Below are 19,227 nucleotides of genomic sequence, written 5' to 3'. Positions count from 1 at the left end.
GGACCGCATGGGCCAGCTGACCGGACCCACCGACCCCACGGCCGACGCCCACTGGGAACACAACCCTCCCCGCAAAGGGTTCTTCACCGACACCTCCATCTGCATCGGCTGCAAGGCCTGCGAGGTGGCGTGCAAGGAATGGAACCACAACCCGCAGGACGGGAACCTAGAACTGCTGGGTTCCTCCTATGACAACACCGGATCCCTCGGCGCCAGCACCTGGCGGCACGTCGCCTTCATCGAGCAGGGCCAGGAGCGCATCGCCGAGGCGCGGGAATCCGGCCGGGCGCTGGTGAGCCTGGGCATGCCCCGCATTGGGCCCCCGCCCCAGCCCGGGACGGTCGTCGCCGGCGCGGACACCACCCCGCCGGACACCGCCGACTTCCGCTGGCTGATGTCCTCGGATGTTTGCAAGCACTGCACCCACGCCGGCTGCCTGGACGTCTGCCCCACCGGAGCGTTGTTCCGCACCGAATTCGGCACCGTGGTGGTGCAGGACGACGTCTGCAACGGCTGCGGCACCTGCGTGGCGGGCTGCCCCTTCGGCGTGATCGAACGGCGCAGCAACGGCACCGTCAAGGTTGCCACCAGCCGCGAGGAACAGCATGCCGGGCACCCCGAGGTCCCCAACGCGGGCGTCGCCCAGAAGTGCACGCTGTGTTACGACCGGCTCGTGGCCGATGAGACGCCTGCCTGCGCCAAGGCCTGCCCGACGACGTCGATCAAGTTCGGCGACCACGACGACATGGTGGAGACCGCCAAAGAGCGCGTTGCCACCCTGCACGCCCAGGGCATGACCGAGGCGCGGCTCTACGGCGCGAACGAGAACGACGGCGTGGGCGGCACCGGCTCGGTCTTCCTGCTGCTTGACGAACCCGAGGTCTACGGCCTCCCGCCGGACCCGCGGGTTCCCACGGCCGACCTGCCGAAGATGTACCGGCGCGCCGCCGTCGCGGTGGTCGGCATGGCGGCGGCCGCCGCCGTGGCATTCCTTGGAGGACGCGAGTGACGCTTTCCGAATTCGACAGCTTCCGTCCCGCGGAACCCGCCCGACGCCGCCGCAACGGCGGGAAGCGGGGAACCGGCCGGCGCAGGGACAACGGTGACGGCTCCCGCGAAATGCCGATGGTGCCGGAGCCGGAGTTCACCTCCTACTACGGCCGCCCCGTCGTCAAGCCGGCGCCATGGGGTGACGACGTCGCCGCGTACCTGTTCCTCGGCGGCGTTGCCGGCGGATCGGCCCTGCTGGCCGCCGGCGCCCAGCTGAGCGGACGGCCGCTGCTGCGGCGGAACGCCCGGCTCGGTGCCCTGGGCGCCGTCGGCCTCGGCGCCGCCGCCCTGGTCAAGGACCTCGGACGCCCGGAGCGCTTCCTGCACATGCTGCGCACCTTCAAGGTGACCTCTCCGATGAGCGTCGGCTCCTGGATCCTCAGCGCCTTCAGCGCCGGGGCTGGCGTCGCCGCCGCGGCCGAGGTGGACCGGCTGACCGGCGAACGGCTGCCGCTGGGACCGCTGCGGGGCGTGCTGCGCGCCGTCGAAGGCCCGGCCGGCCTCGAAGCCGCCGTCTTCGCGGGCCCGCTGGCTGCCTACACGGCTGTCCTCCTCGGCGACACCGCGACGCCGACCTGGAACGAGATGCACGGGGAGCTGCCGTTCGTGTTCGTCAGCTCCGCCAGCCTGGCCTCCGCCGGGCTCGCGATGGTGACGACGCCGGTCCGCGAGGCCGGACCCGCGCGGAACCTCGCGCTCCTCGGCGTGGTGGGGGACGTCGTGGCGATGAAGATCATGGAACGACGGATGGACCCGGTGGCCGCGGAGCCCCTGCACCAGGGCAAGGCCGGCACCATGCTGACGTGGAGCGAACGGCTTGTCCTGGCCGGGGGACTGGGGACCCTGCTGGGCGGCCGGAACCGCATCGTGGCGGCGGCATCGGGACTGGCGCTGCTGGCCGGTTCGGCGCTGACCCGCTTCGGCGTGTTCGAGGCCGGGCTCGCCTCCGCCAAGGATCCCCGCTACACCATTGAACCGCAGAAGCGGCGCCTGGCGGAGCGGCGGGCCGCCGGGGTCACCGGCGACGCCATCACCACCGGCAGCTGACACAGCGTCCCGGGCCGACCTCGCGGCGCCGGCCGCCCCGCAGTCGCCCTGCACGGCAGCCCTGCACGGCAGGGCGCCGGGCCTAGCGGATTCGGATGCCCCGGCCCGCCGTCGTGTGGCCGATCACCGGGTAGCCGGGCACTTCGCCGACCACCAGTAGGCCGCCGGAGGTCTGCGCGTCCGCCAGGAGCAGCAGGTCGTCCTCGGTGATGCCGGCATCGGCGTCGAGGTGGGCGCGCACCCAGTCCAGGTTGCGCTTGGTGCCGCCGGAGACGAACCCGTCGCGGAGCGCCTCCAAGGCCCCGTCCACCAGGGGGACGGACTGGAGGTCGATCACGGCGCCGATTCCGGAGGCGCGGACCATCTTGTAGAGGTGTCCCAGCAGGCCGAAGCCGGTGACGTCCGTGGCGGCTTTCGCCCCGGCGGCGACGGCGGCGTCGGAGGCGTCCCGGTTGAGCCGAGCCATCGTCTCGACCGCCTCGGCGAAGATCTCCCCGGTGTGCTTGTGGCGGTTGTTGAGGAGCCCGACGCCGATGGGTTTGGTCAGGGTGATGGGCAGGCCCGGCGCGGCGGCGTCGTTGCGCAGCAGGCGGTCCGGGTGCGCGACGCCGGTGACGGCCATGCCGTACTTGGGTTCCGGGTCGTCGATGGAGTGCCCGCCAAGCACCGGGCAGCCCGCCTCGGTGGCGACGCTGAGCCCGCCGCGGAGGACCTCGGTCATGAGTTCCATCGGCAGCACGCCGCGCGGCCAGCCGAGGAGGTTGATGGCCGTCACAGGTCGGCCGCCCATGGCGTAGATGTCGGAGAGGGCGTTGGCCGCGGCGATGCGGCCCCAGTCGTAGGCGTCGTCGACCACCGGGGTGAAGAAGTCGGCCGTGGTGAGGACCGCGAGGTCCTCGCGGACCAGGACGGCGGAGGCGTCGTCGCCGCTGTCCAGACCGACCAGCACCTCCGGCCCGGGGTACCCGATCAGGCCGCGGACAGCGTCCTCGAGTTCGCCCGGCGGGATCTTGCAGGCGCATCCTCCGCCGTGGGCAAAGCCTGTGAGCCGGATGGGCGCGGCGCCCTCTTCCGGCTCCCGGATGGTTGTCTGGGCCTCGGTCACCCGCCCAGCGTACCCCCAAGGCAACCCTGCTATATTGATGCGCGGTGGCGTCCGGGTCCTGGTGGGCCCCCCGGTCTTCAAAACCGGTGCGGCCGAGCATCTCGGCCTGGCGGGTTCGATTCCCGTCCGCCACCGCCAACTTTCAGGCGTGACTGCCGCCGGCCGAGGAGGACCGTGGACCAGATCGACCCCCGGCGGCAAATTCCGCGGACGAACGACCTGCTTGCCCTGCCCGCCATCCGGGAGGCCGCCGGACGGCTCGGCGGCCACGTCATCCGCGAAATGGTCTGGGACATCCAGGACCGGGCCCGGCGCGGCGAATTGGCCCCCGGCCTGGTGGAGTCGACGCTGACGGCGGAGGTGAACGCCCGCCGCGCCACCACATTGCGGCCGGTGCTCAATGCCACCGGCGTTATCGTCCACACCAATCTCGGACGCGCCCCGCTGTCGGACGCCGCGAAGGAAGCCTTGCTCGCCGCCAGCGGCTACATCGACGTCGAACTCGACCTCCGGGACGGCAGCCGCTCCAGCAGGGGAGCCGGCGCCCGGGCGGCGTTGCTCGCCGCCTGCCCCGCCGCGGAGGCCGCGCTGGTGGTCAACAACGGAGCGGCCGCCCTCGTCCTGGCCACCACCGCCCTGGCGGCCGGCAAGGAAGTGGTCCTGAGCCGCGGCGAACTGGTCGAAATCGGCGCCGGCTTCCGGCTGACGGACCTGATGGAATCCACCGGCGCCGTGCTGCGGGAGATCGGCACCACGAACCGGACACACCTGGCCGACTACGAGAACGCCATCGGAGCGCAGACGGGGTGCGTGCTCAAGGTCCACCCCAGCAACTTCCGGGTCGACGGGTTCACCTCGGCCGTCCCGGTCCAGGAACTGAGCCGGCTCACCCGGTCCGGCGGCGTTCCCCTGGTGGCCGACCTCGGCAGCGGACTGCTGGCCCCGGACCCACTGCTGCCGGACGAGCCCGACGTGACCTCGGCGCTCCTGGATGGCGCCGACGTCGTGATCGCCAGCGGCGACAAGCTCCTGGGCGGCCCCCAGGCCGGCCTGCTCCTGGGCCGCAAGGACATCATCGACAGTCTGGCCCGGCACCCCCTGGCCCGCGCGGTCCGCGCCGACAAACTCGCCCTCGCCGCCCTCGAAGCCACCGTCACCGCCGGCGCCACGCCCGTGTCCCAGGCACTGCACGCCGACGCCGACGAGCTGCGCCGGCGCACGGACCGTCTCGCCGCCGCCCTCGACGTGCCGGTCGTGGCCCACGACGGCAGGGTCGGCGGCGGAGGCGCCCCCGGCGTGCCGCTGCCGGGCTGGGCGCTGCGGCTGCCGGAACGGCTCGCCGGGCCGCTGCGTACCGGCACCCCGGCCGTGTTGCCGCGGGTTCACGACGGCGCCTGCCTGATCGACCTCCGCTGCGTGCCCGCCGCCGACGACGACCGGATCCTCGACGCAGTCCGCCGGGCCCGGGCAGCGTTCGCTGCCGCCGGCGCTGCCGCCGTCACCGGGGGCGCGGCCTGACCCATGCACGTCATCGCCACGGCCGGACACGTCGATTCCGGCAAGAGCACCCTGGTCCGCGCCCTCACGGGGATGGAACCGGACCGTTGGGAAGAGGAACGCCGCCGCGGGCTGACCATCGACCTGGGCTACGCCTGGACCGCCCTGCCCTCCGGCCGGGACGTGGCCTTCGTGGACGTTCCGGGACACGAGCGGTTCCTCGGGAACATGCTGGCCGGCATCGGGCCCGCGCCCGTGGTCTGCTTCGTGGTGGCCGCCGATGAGGGGTGGCAGGCGCAGTCCGGTGACCACCGGGACGCCGTCGTTGCCCTGGGCATCGAGCACGGCGTGATCGTCCTGAGCCGGTCCGACCGGGCCACGGAACAGCGCCGCGTCGAGGTCCTGGCCAGGACCCGTGCGGAGCTCGCCGGAACCGGCCTGCGCGACGCGCCCGCCGTCGCCGTCTCCGCCATCGACGGCACCGGACTGGACGAGCTGCGGGCCGCGCTCGACGATGTCCTCGCCCGGGTGCCGGCCCCCACCCTGACCGGACGGGTGCGGCTCTGGGTGGACCGGTCCTTCACCATCACCGGATCCGGGACCGTCGTGACGGGGACCCTGGCCGCAGGAACCCTGGCCCGCGGCGACCGGCTGATGCTCCTCGGCGACGCCACCGAGCGGCCGGTGACCATCCGCGGGCTCCAAAGCTGCGACACCGCCCGGACCTCCGTGGAACCGGTCAGCCGGGTGGCCCTGAACCTCCGCGACGTCGGCCCCGCCGAGATCCACCGCGGCGACGTCCTGGTCACCCCGGACGCCTGGCCCACCACCGCCGTCGTCGGCATCCAGCGGGCCTCGGGCCGGGAATACACGGAGGTGCCGGAGAACATCATGGTGCACGTGGGAACCGCCGCGGTCCCGGCCCGGCTGCGTCCCTTCGGCGCCGACCTTGCCCGCCTGGTGCTCGACCGGGCGCTGCCGCTGGTGCTGGGGGACCGGCTGGTGCTGCGGGACCCCGGCCGGCACTCCGTCCTGGGCGGCGCCCGCATCCTCGACGCCGACCCGCCCGCACTGGAGCGCCGCGGCGATGGGGCGAAATGGGCGAGGCGGCTGGCCGCGATGGACCCCGCCGGCGACCTCCCCGGCGCGGTCGCGGCCCGCGGCGCGGTCCGGGAGGATCACCTGCGGCGGCTGGGGCTGCTGACCGGCCAGGACCCCGCGGGGTTCGACGACATTTACGTCGTGGGGGACTGGTGGGTGCACGCCCCCGTCCTGGAGGCGTGGCAGCAGCGGCTGCGGGCGGCCGTTGAGGACCTGCAGCAACGGGACCCGCTGGCCCCGGGGCTCTCCATGGGGGCCGCGGCGGGCCTGCTGAACCTGCCGGACGAAAGGCTGCTGCCCCACGTGATCGAGGGAGCCACGCTGGAGGCCGACGCCGGCCACATTAGTGTGCCCGGCAGCCGCGACGATCTCGGCGCCGCCGAGACAGCCGTCGCCGAGATCGAACGCCGGCTGACCGCGGACCCGTTCCACGCGCCGGAGGCCGAGGACCTCGCCCGGTTGCGCCTGGGCAGCCGCGAACTGGCCGCCGCCGAGCGCGCCGGCCGGCTGCTGCGGCTGCGGGACGGGGTGGTGCTGCTTCCCGCAGCGCCGGCCCTTGCCATGCGCGCGCTGGCCCGGCTGGACCAGCCGTTCACCACCAGCCAGGCCCGGCAGGCGCTCAACACGACGCGCCGGGTGGCCATCCCGCTCCTGGAACACCTTGATTCCCGGGGCTGGACCCGGCGCCTGGACGCGGGTCACCGCACCGTGGTGCGCTGACCCGCACCGGCCGGGCTACGGGTTGGTGCCGCCGCTCGGGGAGCCGCCACCCTGGCCGCCGTCCTGGGAGCCGTTTTGTGAGCCCGGTGCCGTCGGCTGGCCCTGCCCGCCGCGCCGGCCCTGGCCATTGAAGCCGCCCTGGCGGCCGTTCTGGAACCGCTGCGCGGCTTGGTGCGCCGCATCCGACTTGCCCATCGAATACCCAATCGCGGCGCCGCCGCCCCCGGCGAGCAACACCGCGAGGCCGGCAGCCACCAGGACCTTCGGCAGGCTCCACCAGGACCTCTTCGCCGGCCGTCCCGGACCGGGGGCGCCGGGGCCCGGGGTTCCGGGACCGGGGATACCGGGACCTGCGGACCCATTGGCCGGGTAGGTCGGGCCAGGGGTTCCCCACACCGGGGCCGCCGAGGCCGACGACACCGGCTGCGGCCCGGCATTCGGGATCCCCTGTGTTTCGGCGTGCGGCACCGGCATGGTGGGCGGCGTGGTGCGGCCATAGGGCGGGGTGCCGGAGGCCCGGCCGGCGCCCTCCGGGTAGCTCTGTTCGTCCACGGTATTTCTCCTCAAAACTGGATGTTTCCGCCCCAAGTAAAGGGCAGAAGACTGGGCGGATGCTGTGATCCGGCAGGGGATCCGCCGCGCACTGCCGGGACGGGGCGGACCACGGCGTAACCGGTCCGTCATCCGGAACGCCGCGGCCAAACCCTTGGGCTGCCAACAATTTGCAGTTACGATGCAAATTGTTGTCCTGATGTGACCTGGATCGCAGGGGCCGCAACCTCTAGGCAAAGGAGCCCCGCAGTGTCCGGACCGGAAATCACCAGCGATTACTTCCTGCTCGATGACGAGCTGTCCGCGGAGGAACGCGGCCTGCGGGACCGGGTCCGCGCCTTCGTCGAGGCGGACATCCTCCCCGTCATCAACGACCACTGGGAGCGGGCCGAGTTCCCCTCCGGACTGATTCCAGGCCTGGCGGGGCTGGGCATCATCGGCAGCACCATCCGGGGCTACGGCTGCCCGGGACTGAGCCGCCGCGCCGCCGGCATCGTGGCCCGCGAGATCGCCCGCGGCGACGGCTCCATCAACACCTTCGTCGGGGTCCACTCGAGCCTGGCCATGGGCAGCATCAACATGCTCGGCTCCGAGGACCAGCGCCGCCGCTGGCTCCCGGCCATGGCGGCCATGGAGAAGATCGGCGCCTTTGCCCTCACCGAGCCGCTGCACGGCTCCGACTCCGTCGCCCTGGAAACCTCCGCCCGCCGGGACGGGGACAGCTACATCCTCAATGGCCACAAACGGTGGATCGGCAACGGCCACATGGCCGACGTCGTCGTCATCTTCGCCCGTGACGACGGGGACGGGCGGGTGAAGGCTTTTGTCCTGGAAAGGGACGACGACGGCAACCACCCGAATGGCTACCAACCCACCGTCATCACCGGCAAGATCGGCAAGCGCGCCATCCAGCAGGCCGATATCGTCATCGAGAACCTCCGCATCCCGGCAGAAAACCGGCTGGAGAACTGCGCCTCCTTCAAGGACGTCACCACCGTCCTGTCCGCCACCCGCGGCGGCGCCGCCTGGGAGGCCATGGGCCACGGCATGGCCGCCTACGAGATCGCCGCCCGCTACGCGCTGGACCGGGAACAGTTCGGCCGGCCGATCGGCTCCTTCCAGCTGGTGCAGAACAAGCTCGCCAACATGCTCAGCGAACTGACCGCCATGCAGCTGATGTGCCACCGGATGGCCGAACTGGCCGAGTCCGGGCGGCTGACCGGGCCGATGGCGTCCATGGTCAAAATGTCCACCGCGCAGAAGGCCAAGTGGATCTGCGCCGAGGCCCGCGACATGCTGGCCGGCAACGGCATCCTCCTGGAGCGGCACGTCGCCCGCCACATGACCGACATGGACGTGGTCAGTACCTACGAGGGCACCGACTCCATCCAGTCCCTCCTGGTGGGCCGCGACATCACCGGCATCTCCGCCTTCAGCTGACCCCTCCACGCCGGAACGGCCTCGGCCACCGGCAGAAAGGCAGGCACCCCGTGGGCGAACCTGCAGATCGAATCGTCGACGTCTCAATAGCGGACGGCGTCGCGCGCCTGACCATGCGCAGCGGCAGCGTCAACGCCCTGGGGCGGGACCTGCGCCGTGCGCTGGCTGCCGCGCTGGACCGCGCCGCCGCCGACCCGGACGTCACCGCCGTCCTGCTGCTCGGCCAGCCACGGGCCTTCTCCGCGGGCGCGGACATCACCGAGTTCAAGAGCACTGAACCAGAAGTTGCCGGCGCCGGGCAACCCGGGCACGCGGACGGCCCGGACCTCCGGGCACTGGTGGCCCGGGTGGAGGATTTCCCGAAGCCCGTCATCGCCGGGATCACCGGCGTGGCCCTGGGCGGGGGACTGGAACTCGCCATGGCCGCGCACGCCCGGATCGCCGACCCTGAGGCCCGGCTCGGACTGCCGGAAATCACGCTGGGCCTGATCCCCGGAGCCGGCGGCACCGTCAGGCTGCCCCGCCTGGTCGGGCCCCGGCGCGCCCTCGGGATGATACTGACGGGCAAGGACGTCACCGCGGCCGATGCGCTCCGCGACGGGCTGATCGACGCGGTGGCGGAAGACCCCGGCGCATCCGGCGCCGTCAGGGATGCCATCGCCCGCGTCAATGCCCTGCCGGCGCGGCGCACCCGGGACCGGGATGACAGGATCTCGGAGACTGCCGCCACCCCCGGCTCGGTGGAACGGCTCGCCGGGGCGGCGCTCAGCAAGGCCAAGGACCCATTCGCCGCCCGCGCCGCGGTGGACGCCGTCGCGGCCGGCATCGAGCAGTCCTTCGACCGCGGACTGGAGGTGGAGCGGGAGAAGTTCCAGGAACGGCTTGCCAGCGCAGAATCGGCGGCCCAGCGGCACCTCTTCGCCGCCGAACGTGCGGCCCGCCGCCCGGCGGGCCTGGACCCGGAGGCGGCACGGCCCGTCCGGCGGGCCGGGGTGGTGGGCGCGGGAACCATGGGCGGCGGCATCGCCATGGCACTGGCCTCCGCCGGCATCCCCGTCACGGTGGTCGAAGCCGAACGCTCCGCCCTGGACCGCGGCCTCGCCCAGGTGGACAAGAACCTCGCCGTGTCCGTCTCCCGTGGCAGCCGGAGCGAGGAGGACGCCGCAGCACTGCGGTCCCTCATCACCGGAAGCCTCGACTACGCGGACTTCGCCGACGCCGACCTGGTCATCGAGGCCGCCTACGAGGACCTGGGCGTCAAGGAGGGGATCTTCGCCACGCTGGACGCCGTGGTCCGTCCCGAGTGCATCCTCGCCTCCAACACGTCCTACCTGAACATCGACACCATCGCCGCGGGCACCCGCCTGCCGTCCCGGGTGCTCGGCCTGCACTTCTTCAGCCCGGCCAACGTCATGCCGCTGGTGGAGGTGGTCCGAGGGGCCGCTTCCGACGCCGCGGCGTTGGCCACCGGGGTCGCCACGGCGCGCCGGATCGGCAAGACGCCGGTCGTCGTCGGGGTCTGCCATGGTTTTGTCGGCAACCGGATGCTGGAGGTCCGTTCCGTCCAGGCCGAGCAGCTGCTGCTGGAGGGGGCGCTGCCCGGCCAGGTGGACCGGGTCCTGAAGGACTTCGGATTCCGGATGGGTCCCTTCGAGATGGGGGACATGGCCGGCCTGGACATCGGGTGGCGCAACCGCAAGGCGGAGGGCACCACCGCCCCGGTCTCCGACGCGCTCTGCGAGGCGGGGCGGTTCGGCCAGAAAACCGGCGCCGGATACTACGCCTACGACGGGCGGGAGGGCCGCGAGGACCCTGAGGTGGAACGCCTGATCGTCGAGGTCTCCCGTTCCGAGGGGATCACGAGGCGGGACCTCTCCGACGCCGAAATCCTCGAGCGGCTGCTGTTCCCGATGATCAACGAGGGCGCCCGGATCCTGGCCGAGGGCATCGCCGAGCGCGCCGGGGACATCGACGTCATCTGGGTCAAGGGCTACAACTGGCCCGCCTACCGCGGCGGACCCCTCTGGTACGCCGGCCACGTGGGCCACGGGTACGTCGCCGAGCGGCTGCGGCACTACGCCGAGCAGACCGGCGACGCCACGCTGCTCCCGGCCGGGTTCCTCGCCGGCGCATGACCGCCACCGACGGGCGCAACGCGCGGACCCTGCGGACCCGGCAGGTCATCCGCGACGCCCACATGGACCTCCTAAGGGACGGCGAACTCAAACCCTCGGCCCGGCAGATCGCGGCCCGGGCCGGGGTCTCGGTCCGTGCCCTCTGGGACCACTTCAAGGACCTGGAGAGCCTCATGGCCGCGACGGCCGCCCGGCAACTCGCCGACCAGGATGCCGGCGTCGCACCCGTCCCGGCGGGGCTACCGCTGGGGGAACGGATCGCGGCCTACTGCGCCCAGCGGGCCGCCGTGCTGGAAGCCCTGGCGCCGCTGGCGCGGGCGGCGGACGTGCAGCGTCCCTTCTCCGCGGCGCTGCAGGAGAACTTGCGCGGGAATCTGGACCGGATCAGGGCCGACGTCGAACGGCTGTTCGACGCGGAACTGGCCGCCCTGGACCCGGAACGCCGCACCCGCACGGTCCTCTCGGTCTGCGCCGCGGCGGACTGGGCCACCTGGAAACTGTTGCGGGACCATCTGGGGCAGTCCCCGGAGCAGGCCCGGGCGGTCCTGGAGAACACCCTGACGGCCGTCCTGGCCGGACCCCTTACCGGACGTGAACACGAGAGAAAGCAGAACCCATGACAGCGTTGTCGCTCGCTTCAATCCTGGCCGAATCCGCCCGCAAGTACCCGGAGAAGACCGCCGTGATCAGCGGTGGCCGGTCCTATTCGTACGCCACCCTGTGGCGGCAGGCCCTGAGCTACGCCGGCCAGCTGGAGGACGCCGGGGTCCGCCCCGGGGACGTGGTGGGACTGATGGCCCCCAACGTCGTCGAATTCCCCGCCGCCTATTACGCCATCCAGGCAACCGGCGGGGTGGTGGTGCCCGTGCACCTGCTGCTGACCGTCCGGGAAGTCATCCACGTGCTCCGCGACAGCGGCGCCACGGCGCTCCTCTGCCACCCGGCGTTCCTCGAGGTGGGACGGCAGGCGGCGGGGGAGGCCGGGATTCCACTGCTGTTGGTCGGCCCCGCGGCGGCCGACGGCGGACCGGGCCCGGGCGGCGCGATGGGCGGGAACGGCGACGGCGGCATCCGGCACCTCGACCCCGAGGCCCCCGGCGGCATGGAGACCTACGTGAGCCGTGAGGCGGAGGACCCGGCGGTCATCTTCTACACTTCCGGCACCACCGGCCGTCCCAAGGGCGCCATCCTGACGCACCTGAACATGGTCATGAACGCCACCGTTTCCGCCGTCGACGCCAACGACGTACGCTCCAGCGACGTCGCCCTCGGCTGCCTGCCACTGTTCCACGTCTTCGGGCAGACGGCCAGCATGAACGCCCTGTTCCGGCTGGGCGGCACCCTGGTGCTGCTGCCCAAATTCACCGGCGAGGCGGCGCTGGAGCTCATCACCACGCATCAGGTGGACATCTTCCACGGCGTCCCGACGATGTACATGCAGCTGCTCGCCGCCGCCGAAGGCCGGCCCGACCTGCCCACGCTGCGGCTCTGCGTCTCCGGCGGCGCGCCGATGCCGCTGGCCGTGATGGAGAAATTCAACGCCGCCTTCCACGTCACCATCTACGAGGGGTACGGCCTCTCGGAGACCTCTCCGGTGGTCTCCACCAACACGCCCCACGCCGGCGCGCGGCCCGGAAGCGTGGGCCAGGCGGTCTGGGGCGTGGAGGTCACCATCGCCGACCACCGCGAGCCGGAGCGCGTGGTCCCCATGCCCACGGGCGAACTGGGGGAGATCCTGGTCCGCGGCCACAACGTCTTCGCCGGGTACCTGAACAACCCGGAGGCCACGCGCGAGGCCATGGTGGACGGCTGGTTCCGTACCGGCGACCTCGGCACCATGGACGAGGACGGCTTCATCTACGTGGTGGACCGGACCAAGGACGTCATCATCCGCTCCGGCTACAACGTGTACCCGCGCGAGGTGGAGGAGGTGCTCTCCCGGCACCCTGCCATCGCCCAGGTGGCCGTCGTCGGCCTGCCCGACGAACTGCGCGGCGAGGAGGTCTGCGCCGTCGTGGTGCTGGACCCCGCGCACGCCGAGAACCCGCCCACCGAGCAGGACATCATCGACTGGAGCCAGCAGCACCTGGCCAAGCACAAGTACCCCCGGCATGTCCGGTTCACCGGCGAATTCCCGCTGGGCCCAAGCCATAAGGTGCTCAAGCGGGAACTGCGCCGCACGCTGGCGGACGGCAAGGCGTGAGGGGACGACGCGTTGTAGGCGGGCGACGGCGGCGGGGACGGGTGAGGGGCGCGGCAACATGCAGCGTCCTGTCAGCGCCCGTCCACCGGATTCCCACTCTGCAGGTCGACAATGGGCTCGACACCACCAGATGGTGGCGCACGGTATGGTTCGGGGGAGATACCCCGAACAGCTCGAGAAGGACCGGCCATGACTGTCCCGCCAAGCACCCCAAACGCCGGGTACGGCGCACCCGGTAACCTGCCCGCGCCGGGCTGGTACGCGGACCCTGCGGGATCCGGTTACCTGCGCTGGTGGGACGGCACGGCCTGGACCGGCTACCTCAGTGCGGGGCACCTCAGCGCGGGGCACCCGGGCGCCCCTGCAAACCCGTACCGCACCGGGCGCCCGCAGATCAGCCCGTCCACCCCGGTCTACAACCCGTTCATCTGGCTGATCGCCACCCTGCCGATCATCCCGCTGATCAGCCTAGCATTTTGGAATCCCGTCCTGCGGACCAGGACGACGGGGTTGCGACGGGTGCAAACCATGGACCCGGCGTCGATCCTCACCCTGCCCTACCTGCTGGCTCTGGGCACCGGCCTGATCATCTACGCCGTGTCCGCCGTGCTGGCCTACCTCGACTGGCAGAAGCTGCGCCGCGACGGCGTGGTGCGCCCGTTCCACTGGGCCTGGGTCTTCCTCAGCCGGGAGCTCTACGTGATCGGCCGGTCGGCGGTGGTGCACGAGGCCGCTCCCCGTCGCGGGCTGGCGCCCGTCTGGGTGACCCTCGGCATGATCGTCCTGACGGCCGCCCTCATCGGCATCAAGGTCTCCACGCTGATCACCGCCGTCGCCGGGCACACCATCATCTGAGTCTCCGGCGACGCCGCTCCCGGCGTCGGGGCTTAGTCCTTCTTCCCGGCGATGTTGACCAGCCAGGCGACGCCATACTTGTCGTTGCACATGCCGAACGCGTCGCCCCAGGGCGACATGGACAGCGGCATCGTGACGGTGCCGTCCTGGGAGAGCTTGTCCCAGTAGCCGCGCAGTTCCGCGTCCTCGTCGCCGCTGAGCGAGACGCTGAAGGTGTTGCCCGGGGTGTAGTCCATCCGCGCCGGGGTGTCGGACCCCATCAGGACGAACCCGCTGGGGGACTCCAACTGGGCGTGCATCACCAAGGTGTCCTCCGACGGATCCTGGCTGGCCTGGAAGTCCGCGAAGGTGCTCACGGTCAACTGGCCGCCGAAAACATCGCGGTAGAACTCCATGGCCTCGCGGGCGTTGTCGCGGAAGCTCAGGTAGGGGTTGAGGTGTGTGGCCATGGCGGTTCTCCTTGCGGACGGGGGTGGGACTCCGGGATGCGGACGCCCCGCCGGGTGTCGGCGGCGTCCGCGCCTATGCTAGCAACGCGCCGCCGTCACGGACAGGGGTCCCGGGACGCTTCGGAGGACGCGGTGCCGGGAGGCGGCGCACGGGCGTGGCCCACAACCCGGGCGCGGAGTCTTCCGACGTCGGTGCCGGATGGTTTGATTAGTCGGTGCTCCGACTCAAACGCCTCCTCGTCTTCGGCCTGCTGGCCGTGGCCGTCATCGCCGGTTTCTCGTTCTGGGCGGTGGGCCGGTCCGGCGAGGGCATCCGGACCGCCGTCGCCGCGCCGCCAAGCGCGGTAGCGAAACTCGAGGGCGCCGACATCACCACGGCGGTCAACGTCACCCCCAGCCCGGATGCGCAGTGGCTAACCGGCGCCGCCGCACGAACCGGTATCCCGGCCCGGGCGCTGCGGGCCTACGTCGCCGCCGCGGTCACCGCGAACGCCACCACCCCCGGCTGCGGCATCGGTTGGAACACCATCGCGGCGATCGGCTTCGTCGAAACGGCGCACGGGAGCTACGGCGGAGGCAGCCTCAACGCGGCCGGCCAGGTCAGCGGCCCGATCGTCGGGCCCAGCCTCAACGGCGACGGGTTCGCCGCGATCCCGGACACCGACGGCGGTGCGCTCGACGGCGACCCGCACTGGGACCACGCCGTCGGACCCATGCAGTTCATCCCCTCTACCTGGCGGCTGGCGGGCCGGGACGGCAGCGGCGACGGCGTCGCCGATCCCTTCAACATCGACGACGCCGCCCTTAGCGCCGCCGACTACCTTTGCGGCCACGGCCGGGACCTCACCACCCCGCGCGGCTGGACCGACGCCATCTACGCCTATAACCAGTCCGACGCCTACATCCGCAACGTCCAGGCTCGGGCAACCGTCTACGCAGCGCGGGCCGCCGCCCAGGGCTGAGAGGCCCGCCAAGGCGGCGCACCGGACGGCGCTGCGGCCCCGCCCGGGGAGGCCGCGGCTCCGAAGTCCTTGAGCGGACCGCCCGCCGCTCCTAGAGTGGGCTCGGAAACCCGGCCACCCGCCAAGGAGCTCACATGTCCCTCGTCCGCGTACACAATTTCTCGATCTCCCTGGACGGCTACGGCACGGGCGAGGGCCAAAGCCTCGAAGCGCCCTTCGGCCACGCCGGTACCCGGCTGATGCAGTGGGCGTTCGGCACCCGCACCTTCCGCGCCATGGGCCTGCCCGGCGACGGAGAACCCTCCTTCGGCGTCGACGAGGCCTTCGCCGGCACCTGGGCACCCGGCATCGGCGCCGAAATCATGGGACGCAACAAGTTCGGCCCCCAGCGCGGACCCTGGCAGGACGAGGAATGGAAGGGCTGGTGGGGGGACAATCCGGTCTTCCACACGCCCGTCGTCGTCCTCACCCACCATCCCCGGCCCGTGCTGGAGATGGAGGGCGGGACCACGTTCCACTTCCTCGACGCCGGCCCCGCCGAGGCGCTGGAACGTGCCCGGGAGCTCGCCGGCGGCAAGGACGTCAGGATCGGCGGCGGGGTCGCCACGGTGCGGCAGTTCCTCGCCGCCGACCTGATCGACCACCTGCACCTGGTCCTGGTGCCGATCCTCCTGGGCCGCGGGGAGCGGCTTTGGGACGGGCTCGAAGACTTGGAAAAGCGCTTTGAGATTGAGGCGACGCCCTCGCCGTCGGGCGTCACCCACCTGGTCTTTACCCGGCGTCCGCGGGACTAATTCCCGTCCCGCCGGAGTTATGACCTCGGAACCGCGCGGTTCCGGGCGCCGTACGGCGTGGACGACGACGGGAACGAAACCAGTGACGACAACAAGCGACGGAGTCGGCTTCCGCTCCACCCGGGGACCGATCCTCATTGCCCTGATGCTCTCGACCGGCCTGGTGGCGATCGATTCAACGATCGTGGCCACCGCGGTGCCCTCGATCGTGCGCGACGTGGGCGGCTTCTCGTCCTTCCCCTGGCTGTTCTCCGCCTACCTGCTGGCGCAGGCCGTGTCCGTGCCCGTCTACGCGAAACTCTCCGACGTGGTCGGCCGCAAACCCATCATCCTGATCGGCATCGGCCTGTTCCTGCTCGGATCCATCCTCTGCGGCATCGCCTGGAGCATGCCGGCGCTGATCGCCTTCCGGGTGCTGCAGGGCCTCGGCGCCGGTGCGGTCCAGCCGATGGCCATCACCATAGCCGGGGATATCTACACCCTGACCGAACGGGCCAAGGTGCAGGGCTACCTCGCCAGCGTCTGGGCCATCTCCTCCGTCGTCGGCCCCACCCTGGGCGGCGTGTTCTCCACCCTCGGCATCTGGCGGGGCATCTTCCTGGTCAACATCCCGCTCTGCCTGCTGGCCGGCTGGATGCTGCTGCGCTCCTTCCGGGAGGACGTCAAACGCCAGGGCCACACCGTGGACTACCTCGGCTCCGCGCTGCTCACTGCGGCGCTGACCCTGCTGATCCTCGGCGCCCTCGAGGGCGGCCAGGCCTGGGCCTGGAACTCCGCCCCCAGCATCGGCGTCTTCGCGGGAGGCGCGGTGCTGCTGGCCGTCTTCGTGCTGGTGGAACGCCGCGCGGCCGAGCCCGTCCTGCCGCCGTGGGTGGTCTCCCGCCGGCTGCTGGCGACGACGGCGCTGGTCTCCTTCGGCGTCGGCGCCGTCATGCTGGGCCTGACCTCCTACGTGCCGACCTTCCTCGAGGGGTCCATCGCCACGTCCCCGATCCTGGCCGGGCTCGCCCTGGCGGCACTGACCATCGGCTGGCCGATCAGCGCCTCCCAGTCCGGCCGCTTCTATCTGCGCCTGGGTTTCCGGACCACCGCGCTGATCGGCATCAGCATCACCGTGGTGGGGACCGCGGTGCTGGCGTTGACCGCCTCCTCGCCGAGTGTGCTCCTGGTCGCGGCCAGCTGCTTCATCGTGGGGCTGGGCCTGGGGCTTGTCGCCACGCCCACGCTGATCGCCGCCCAGTCCAGCGTGGAGTGGAACGAACGCGGCGTGGTGACCGGCACCAACCTGTTCGCCCGATCGATCGGCAGCTCGATCGGCGTGGCGGTCTTCGGCGCCGTCGCCAACGCAATCTACGCCGGGACCCCGGGCGGGGACACCAACCCCGGGACCGTCGTCACGGCCTCCGGCGCGGTGTTCCTGGCGGTGCTGGTGGGCGCGGTGCTGACGGTGATCGCCGTCGTCGCGATGCCCGCCACGGGCCGGAAACCCGCCGAACAGGCCCACGCCGGTGACGCCGCGGATTCCGCGGTGGCGGAACGCAGCTAGGCGCTTTGCTTGTTAGGGACGGGGCTTGTGAGGGACGGGGCTTGTTAGGGACGGGGCAGTCTAGGGACGGGGCTGGCTAGGGACGCTGCGAGGCGGCGGCCTCGGGGCTGAGATCCGAGAGGTCGAGCCGGTGCCGGGGCCCGTCCGGGAACGGAAACGTGGACGTGACTGCCAGGTCCGGGCCCACCCGCAGCATTTCCCCGGGGGCCAGCGCACGCCAGCCGGGGTCGTGGTCCATCGGCTCGGTGGCGATCAGCACCTGCGGCCCGGCGGCGAGGTCCTCGCTGTGGGCGTGGATGCGGTGGCTGCGCGCCTCCAGCGGCGCGGCCGGGCCGTGGATCCGCCCGGGATCGCGCTCCAGCAGGTGCAGCTCATGGGTTTCCGGGTAGCGCAGCGCCCACAGCTCCGTGGCCGTGGTGACGATCAGGTTCAGGCTGAGCACCGGCAGTTCGGCGGCGGCCCAGGCCACGGCGTGGGTGATCCCGGCGCCGACGTCGCCGTCCGCCCGCCGGGTTTCGGCGGTGATCAGGGCGAAGAGGCGTTCGCTGTCCGTCTGCCCCCGGACCAGGTCGGCGACACCGAACTCCGCGAGCCGTGCGTCCAGCCGGTCCAGGTCACCGAAGGCGCCGTTGTGCGCGAACAGCCGCCCGTCCTGCTCGAACGGGTGGGTGTTGGCCACGGTGTGGGCGCCGGTGCTGGCGTAGCGGACATGCGCGAGGAACGTGGTGCTCCGCAGCGTCCTGGCCTCCCGGGCGAAGGCGTGGTCCTCCCACGCCGCGAGCGGCTGTTTCGCCACGTGCGGCTGTCCGAACTCGTCGAAGGTGCCGATGCCCGCCCCGTCCGGCTCGCGCCGGCTCTGGACGGACAGGCTGTCCGGCGCGTCGAGCAGCCAAAACGTGGCGCGGACCGTTCGGGCGCCGGCGTGGAGCCCGAACAGTCGGCACATGGTGGCTCCTCCGTGGTTTACGCGGCGTTATGGGAGCCAGTGTACGTCCGGGCTACTGCCAGGCGCGGACGTAATCCACCAGGACCTGCGACGCCGGGCCGTAGGCCGGGTTGGTCGAGGAGGCACCGACGTTCAGGACCAGGTACTGCGGGGCGTTGCCGTCGTTGGTCGGGTAGGACTTGACCTTGACGCCGTCGAAGTAGACGTCCGAGGAGCTGGCCATCCGGTGCAGGCCGAAGGTGTGGTACTCGTTGGCCCAGTTGCCCCCCACGCCGCCCTGGTTCTGGGCGCCGCTGGTGGAGTGGTAGTTGACCGTCATCTTGGCCTTGAGGACCTCGGCGATGTCGTTCTCGCCGGTGGCGGGCCAGGACTGGCCGGTGGACCAGAATGCCGGCCAGTTGTAGAGGCCGTTGGCGTTGCCGGGGAACTTGATCCGGGCCTCGACGTAGCCGGTGGTGAACTGGTAGCCGGTGCCGGCGCCGCCGCGGGGGTTGGAGGAGACCAGCGCACCGGAAGTGGCCGACGCCAGGTTCAGGACCAGGTTGCCGTTGCTGACCGAGACGTTGGCGGGGCTGGTGCTGACCTTGTTCATAGTTCCGCAGCCGGGCGCGAACCAGCAGGCGGCCCACTTGTTGGTATCCAGGCCGGCGCCGTTGAAGTCGTCGTTGAAGGCCAGGGACCAGTTGCCGGGGACACCCAGGGGAGCGGGGCCGCCGGTGGAGGCTACGGCGAGGGCGGGTGCCGGGGCGGCCTGCACCGCGGCGGGCGCGCGCCGTGCAGGTCGAGCATCAGCGCATCGCACCCGGGCGCAGCCGCGACGATGGC

At 71.8% G+C, this 19,227-nt stretch carries 17 protein-coding genes and 1 tRNA gene; 13 read left to right on the top strand and 5 right to left on the bottom strand.

All coding sequences use genetic code 11. From position 1 onward, the window contains the following. The first annotated feature begins 7 nt into the window (after positions 1-7). Positions 8-1,009 carry a 4Fe-4S dicluster domain-containing protein gene (locus AB0305_RS16815; RefSeq protein WP_364137608.1) on the top strand — a complete coding sequence of 334 codons (1,002 nt, stop codon included), beginning with the start codon at positions 8-10 and terminating at the stop codon, positions 1,007-1,009. After that, positions 1,006-2,097: an NrfD/PsrC family molybdoenzyme membrane anchor subunit gene (gene nrfD / locus AB0305_RS16810; RefSeq protein ID WP_364137606.1), complete on the top strand. Its 1,092-nt coding sequence runs from the start codon at positions 1,006-1,008 to the stop codon at positions 2,095-2,097. The genes AB0305_RS16815 and nrfD overlap by 4 nt, the downstream gene beginning before the upstream one ends. Positions 2,098-2,179: 82 nt before the next feature. Here nrfD and selD read toward each other — a convergent pair whose 3' ends face one another. Further along, positions 2,180-3,202 (bottom strand): selenide, water dikinase SelD, encoded by a 1,023-nt coding sequence (selD, locus tag AB0305_RS16805; RefSeq protein ID WP_364137604.1) that lies wholly within the window; start codon positions 3,200-3,202, stop codon positions 2,180-2,182. A 43-nt stretch (positions 3,203-3,245) separates the two neighbouring features. On the opposite strand from selD, the gene AB0305_RS16800 reads away from it, so the two are divergent. From AB0305_RS16800 to selB, 3 genes are all read left to right on the top strand, one after another. Continuing rightward, positions 3,246-3,340: transfer RNA gene (locus AB0305_RS16800), tRNA-Sec, on the top strand. Positions 3,341-3,376: 36 nt separating this feature from the next. Further along, positions 3,377-4,720: an L-seryl-tRNA(Sec) selenium transferase gene (selA, locus tag AB0305_RS16795; RefSeq protein WP_364137602.1), complete on the top strand. Its 1,344-nt coding sequence runs from the start codon at positions 3,377-3,379 to the stop codon at positions 4,718-4,720. 3 nt (positions 4,721-4,723) lie between these two features. After that, positions 4,724-6,520 (top strand): selenocysteine-specific translation elongation factor, encoded by a 1,797-nt coding sequence (selB, locus tag AB0305_RS16790; protein ID WP_364137600.1) that lies wholly within the window; start codon positions 4,724-4,726, stop codon positions 6,518-6,520. A gap of 15 nt (positions 6,521-6,535) precedes the next feature. Here the strand turns inward: selB and AB0305_RS16785 are convergent, their stop codons facing one another. Further along, positions 6,536-7,072, bottom strand: a complete 537-nt coding sequence (locus tag AB0305_RS16785; RefSeq protein WP_364137598.1) for a hypothetical protein — start codon at positions 7,070-7,072, stop codon at positions 6,536-6,538. 249 nt (positions 7,073-7,321) lie between these two features. Here AB0305_RS16785 and AB0305_RS16780 point away from each other — a divergent pair, with 249 nt between their 5' ends. From AB0305_RS16780 to AB0305_RS16760, 5 genes are all read left to right on the top strand, one after another. Continuing rightward, positions 7,322-8,512, top strand: a complete 1,191-nt coding sequence (locus AB0305_RS16780) for an acyl-CoA dehydrogenase family protein (RefSeq protein WP_364137596.1) — start codon at positions 7,322-7,324, stop codon at positions 8,510-8,512. 50 nt (positions 8,513-8,562) lie between these two features. Further along, the gene (locus tag AB0305_RS16775) at positions 8,563-10,647 is read left to right on the top strand and encodes a 3-hydroxyacyl-CoA dehydrogenase NAD-binding domain-containing protein (protein ID WP_364137594.1); all 2,085 of its coding nucleotides are present in this window, start codon (positions 8,563-8,565) and stop codon (positions 10,645-10,647) included. After that, complete coding sequence (locus AB0305_RS16770) at positions 10,644-11,267, top strand: TetR/AcrR family transcriptional regulator (protein ID WP_364137592.1); 624 nt, start codon at positions 10,644-10,646, stop codon at positions 11,265-11,267. The genes AB0305_RS16775 and AB0305_RS16770 overlap by 4 nt, the downstream gene beginning before the upstream one ends. After that, positions 11,264-12,850 (top strand): long-chain fatty acid--CoA ligase, encoded by a 1,587-nt coding sequence (locus AB0305_RS16765; RefSeq protein WP_364137590.1) that lies wholly within the window; start codon positions 11,264-11,266, stop codon positions 12,848-12,850. Before AB0305_RS16770 ends, AB0305_RS16765 begins: the two co-directional genes overlap by 4 nt. A 189-nt stretch (positions 12,851-13,039) precedes the next feature. Next, a complete protein-coding gene (locus AB0305_RS16760; protein ID WP_364137588.1) occupies positions 13,040-13,705 on the top strand; it encodes a DUF2510 domain-containing protein in 666 nt (221 codons plus the stop codon). Positions 13,706-13,737: 32 nt separating this feature from the next. Here the strand turns inward: AB0305_RS16760 and AB0305_RS16755 are convergent, their stop codons facing one another. Further along, entirely contained in the window at positions 13,738-14,154 is a 417-nt protein-coding gene (locus tag AB0305_RS16755) for a VOC family protein (RefSeq protein ID WP_364137586.1), read from the bottom strand. A 215-nt stretch (positions 14,155-14,369) separates the two neighbouring features. Between AB0305_RS16755 and AB0305_RS16750 the strand changes: the two genes are divergently transcribed. The 3 genes from AB0305_RS16750 to AB0305_RS16740 all read left to right on the top strand — a co-directional run bounded on the left by AB0305_RS16750 (position 14,370) and on the right by AB0305_RS16740 (position 17,456). Next, the gene (locus tag AB0305_RS16750; protein WP_364137584.1) at positions 14,370-15,116 is read left to right on the top strand and encodes a lytic transglycosylase domain-containing protein; all 747 of its coding nucleotides are present in this window, start codon (positions 14,370-14,372) and stop codon (positions 15,114-15,116) included. Between the two features lie 134 nt (positions 15,117-15,250). Then, a complete protein-coding gene (locus AB0305_RS16745; RefSeq protein ID WP_290258012.1) occupies positions 15,251-15,910 on the top strand; it encodes a dihydrofolate reductase family protein in 660 nt (219 codons plus the stop codon). Positions 15,911-16,055: 145 nt separating this feature from the next. Beyond that, complete coding sequence (locus tag AB0305_RS16740; protein WP_364137956.1) at positions 16,056-17,456, top strand: MFS transporter; 1,401 nt, start codon at positions 16,056-16,058, stop codon at positions 17,454-17,456. Positions 17,457-17,532: 76 nt separating this feature from the next. Here the strand turns inward: AB0305_RS16740 and AB0305_RS16735 are convergent, their stop codons facing one another. Continuing rightward, a complete protein-coding gene (locus tag AB0305_RS16735) occupies positions 17,533-18,402 on the bottom strand; it encodes a class II glutamine amidotransferase (RefSeq protein ID WP_364137581.1) in 870 nt (289 codons plus the stop codon). A gap of 52 nt (positions 18,403-18,454) precedes the next feature. Beyond that, positions 18,455-19,227, bottom strand: a 773-nt coding sequence (locus AB0305_RS16730; RefSeq protein WP_366173447.1) for a glycoside hydrolase family 16 protein, incomplete at its 5' end; no start/stop codon positions are given.

The organism is Arthrobacter sp. NPDC080086 (genome assembly GCF_040702285.1).
The sequence above is the reverse complement of the archived record's forward strand: the minus strand, read 5'-3'. Positions and strand labels throughout refer to the sequence as shown.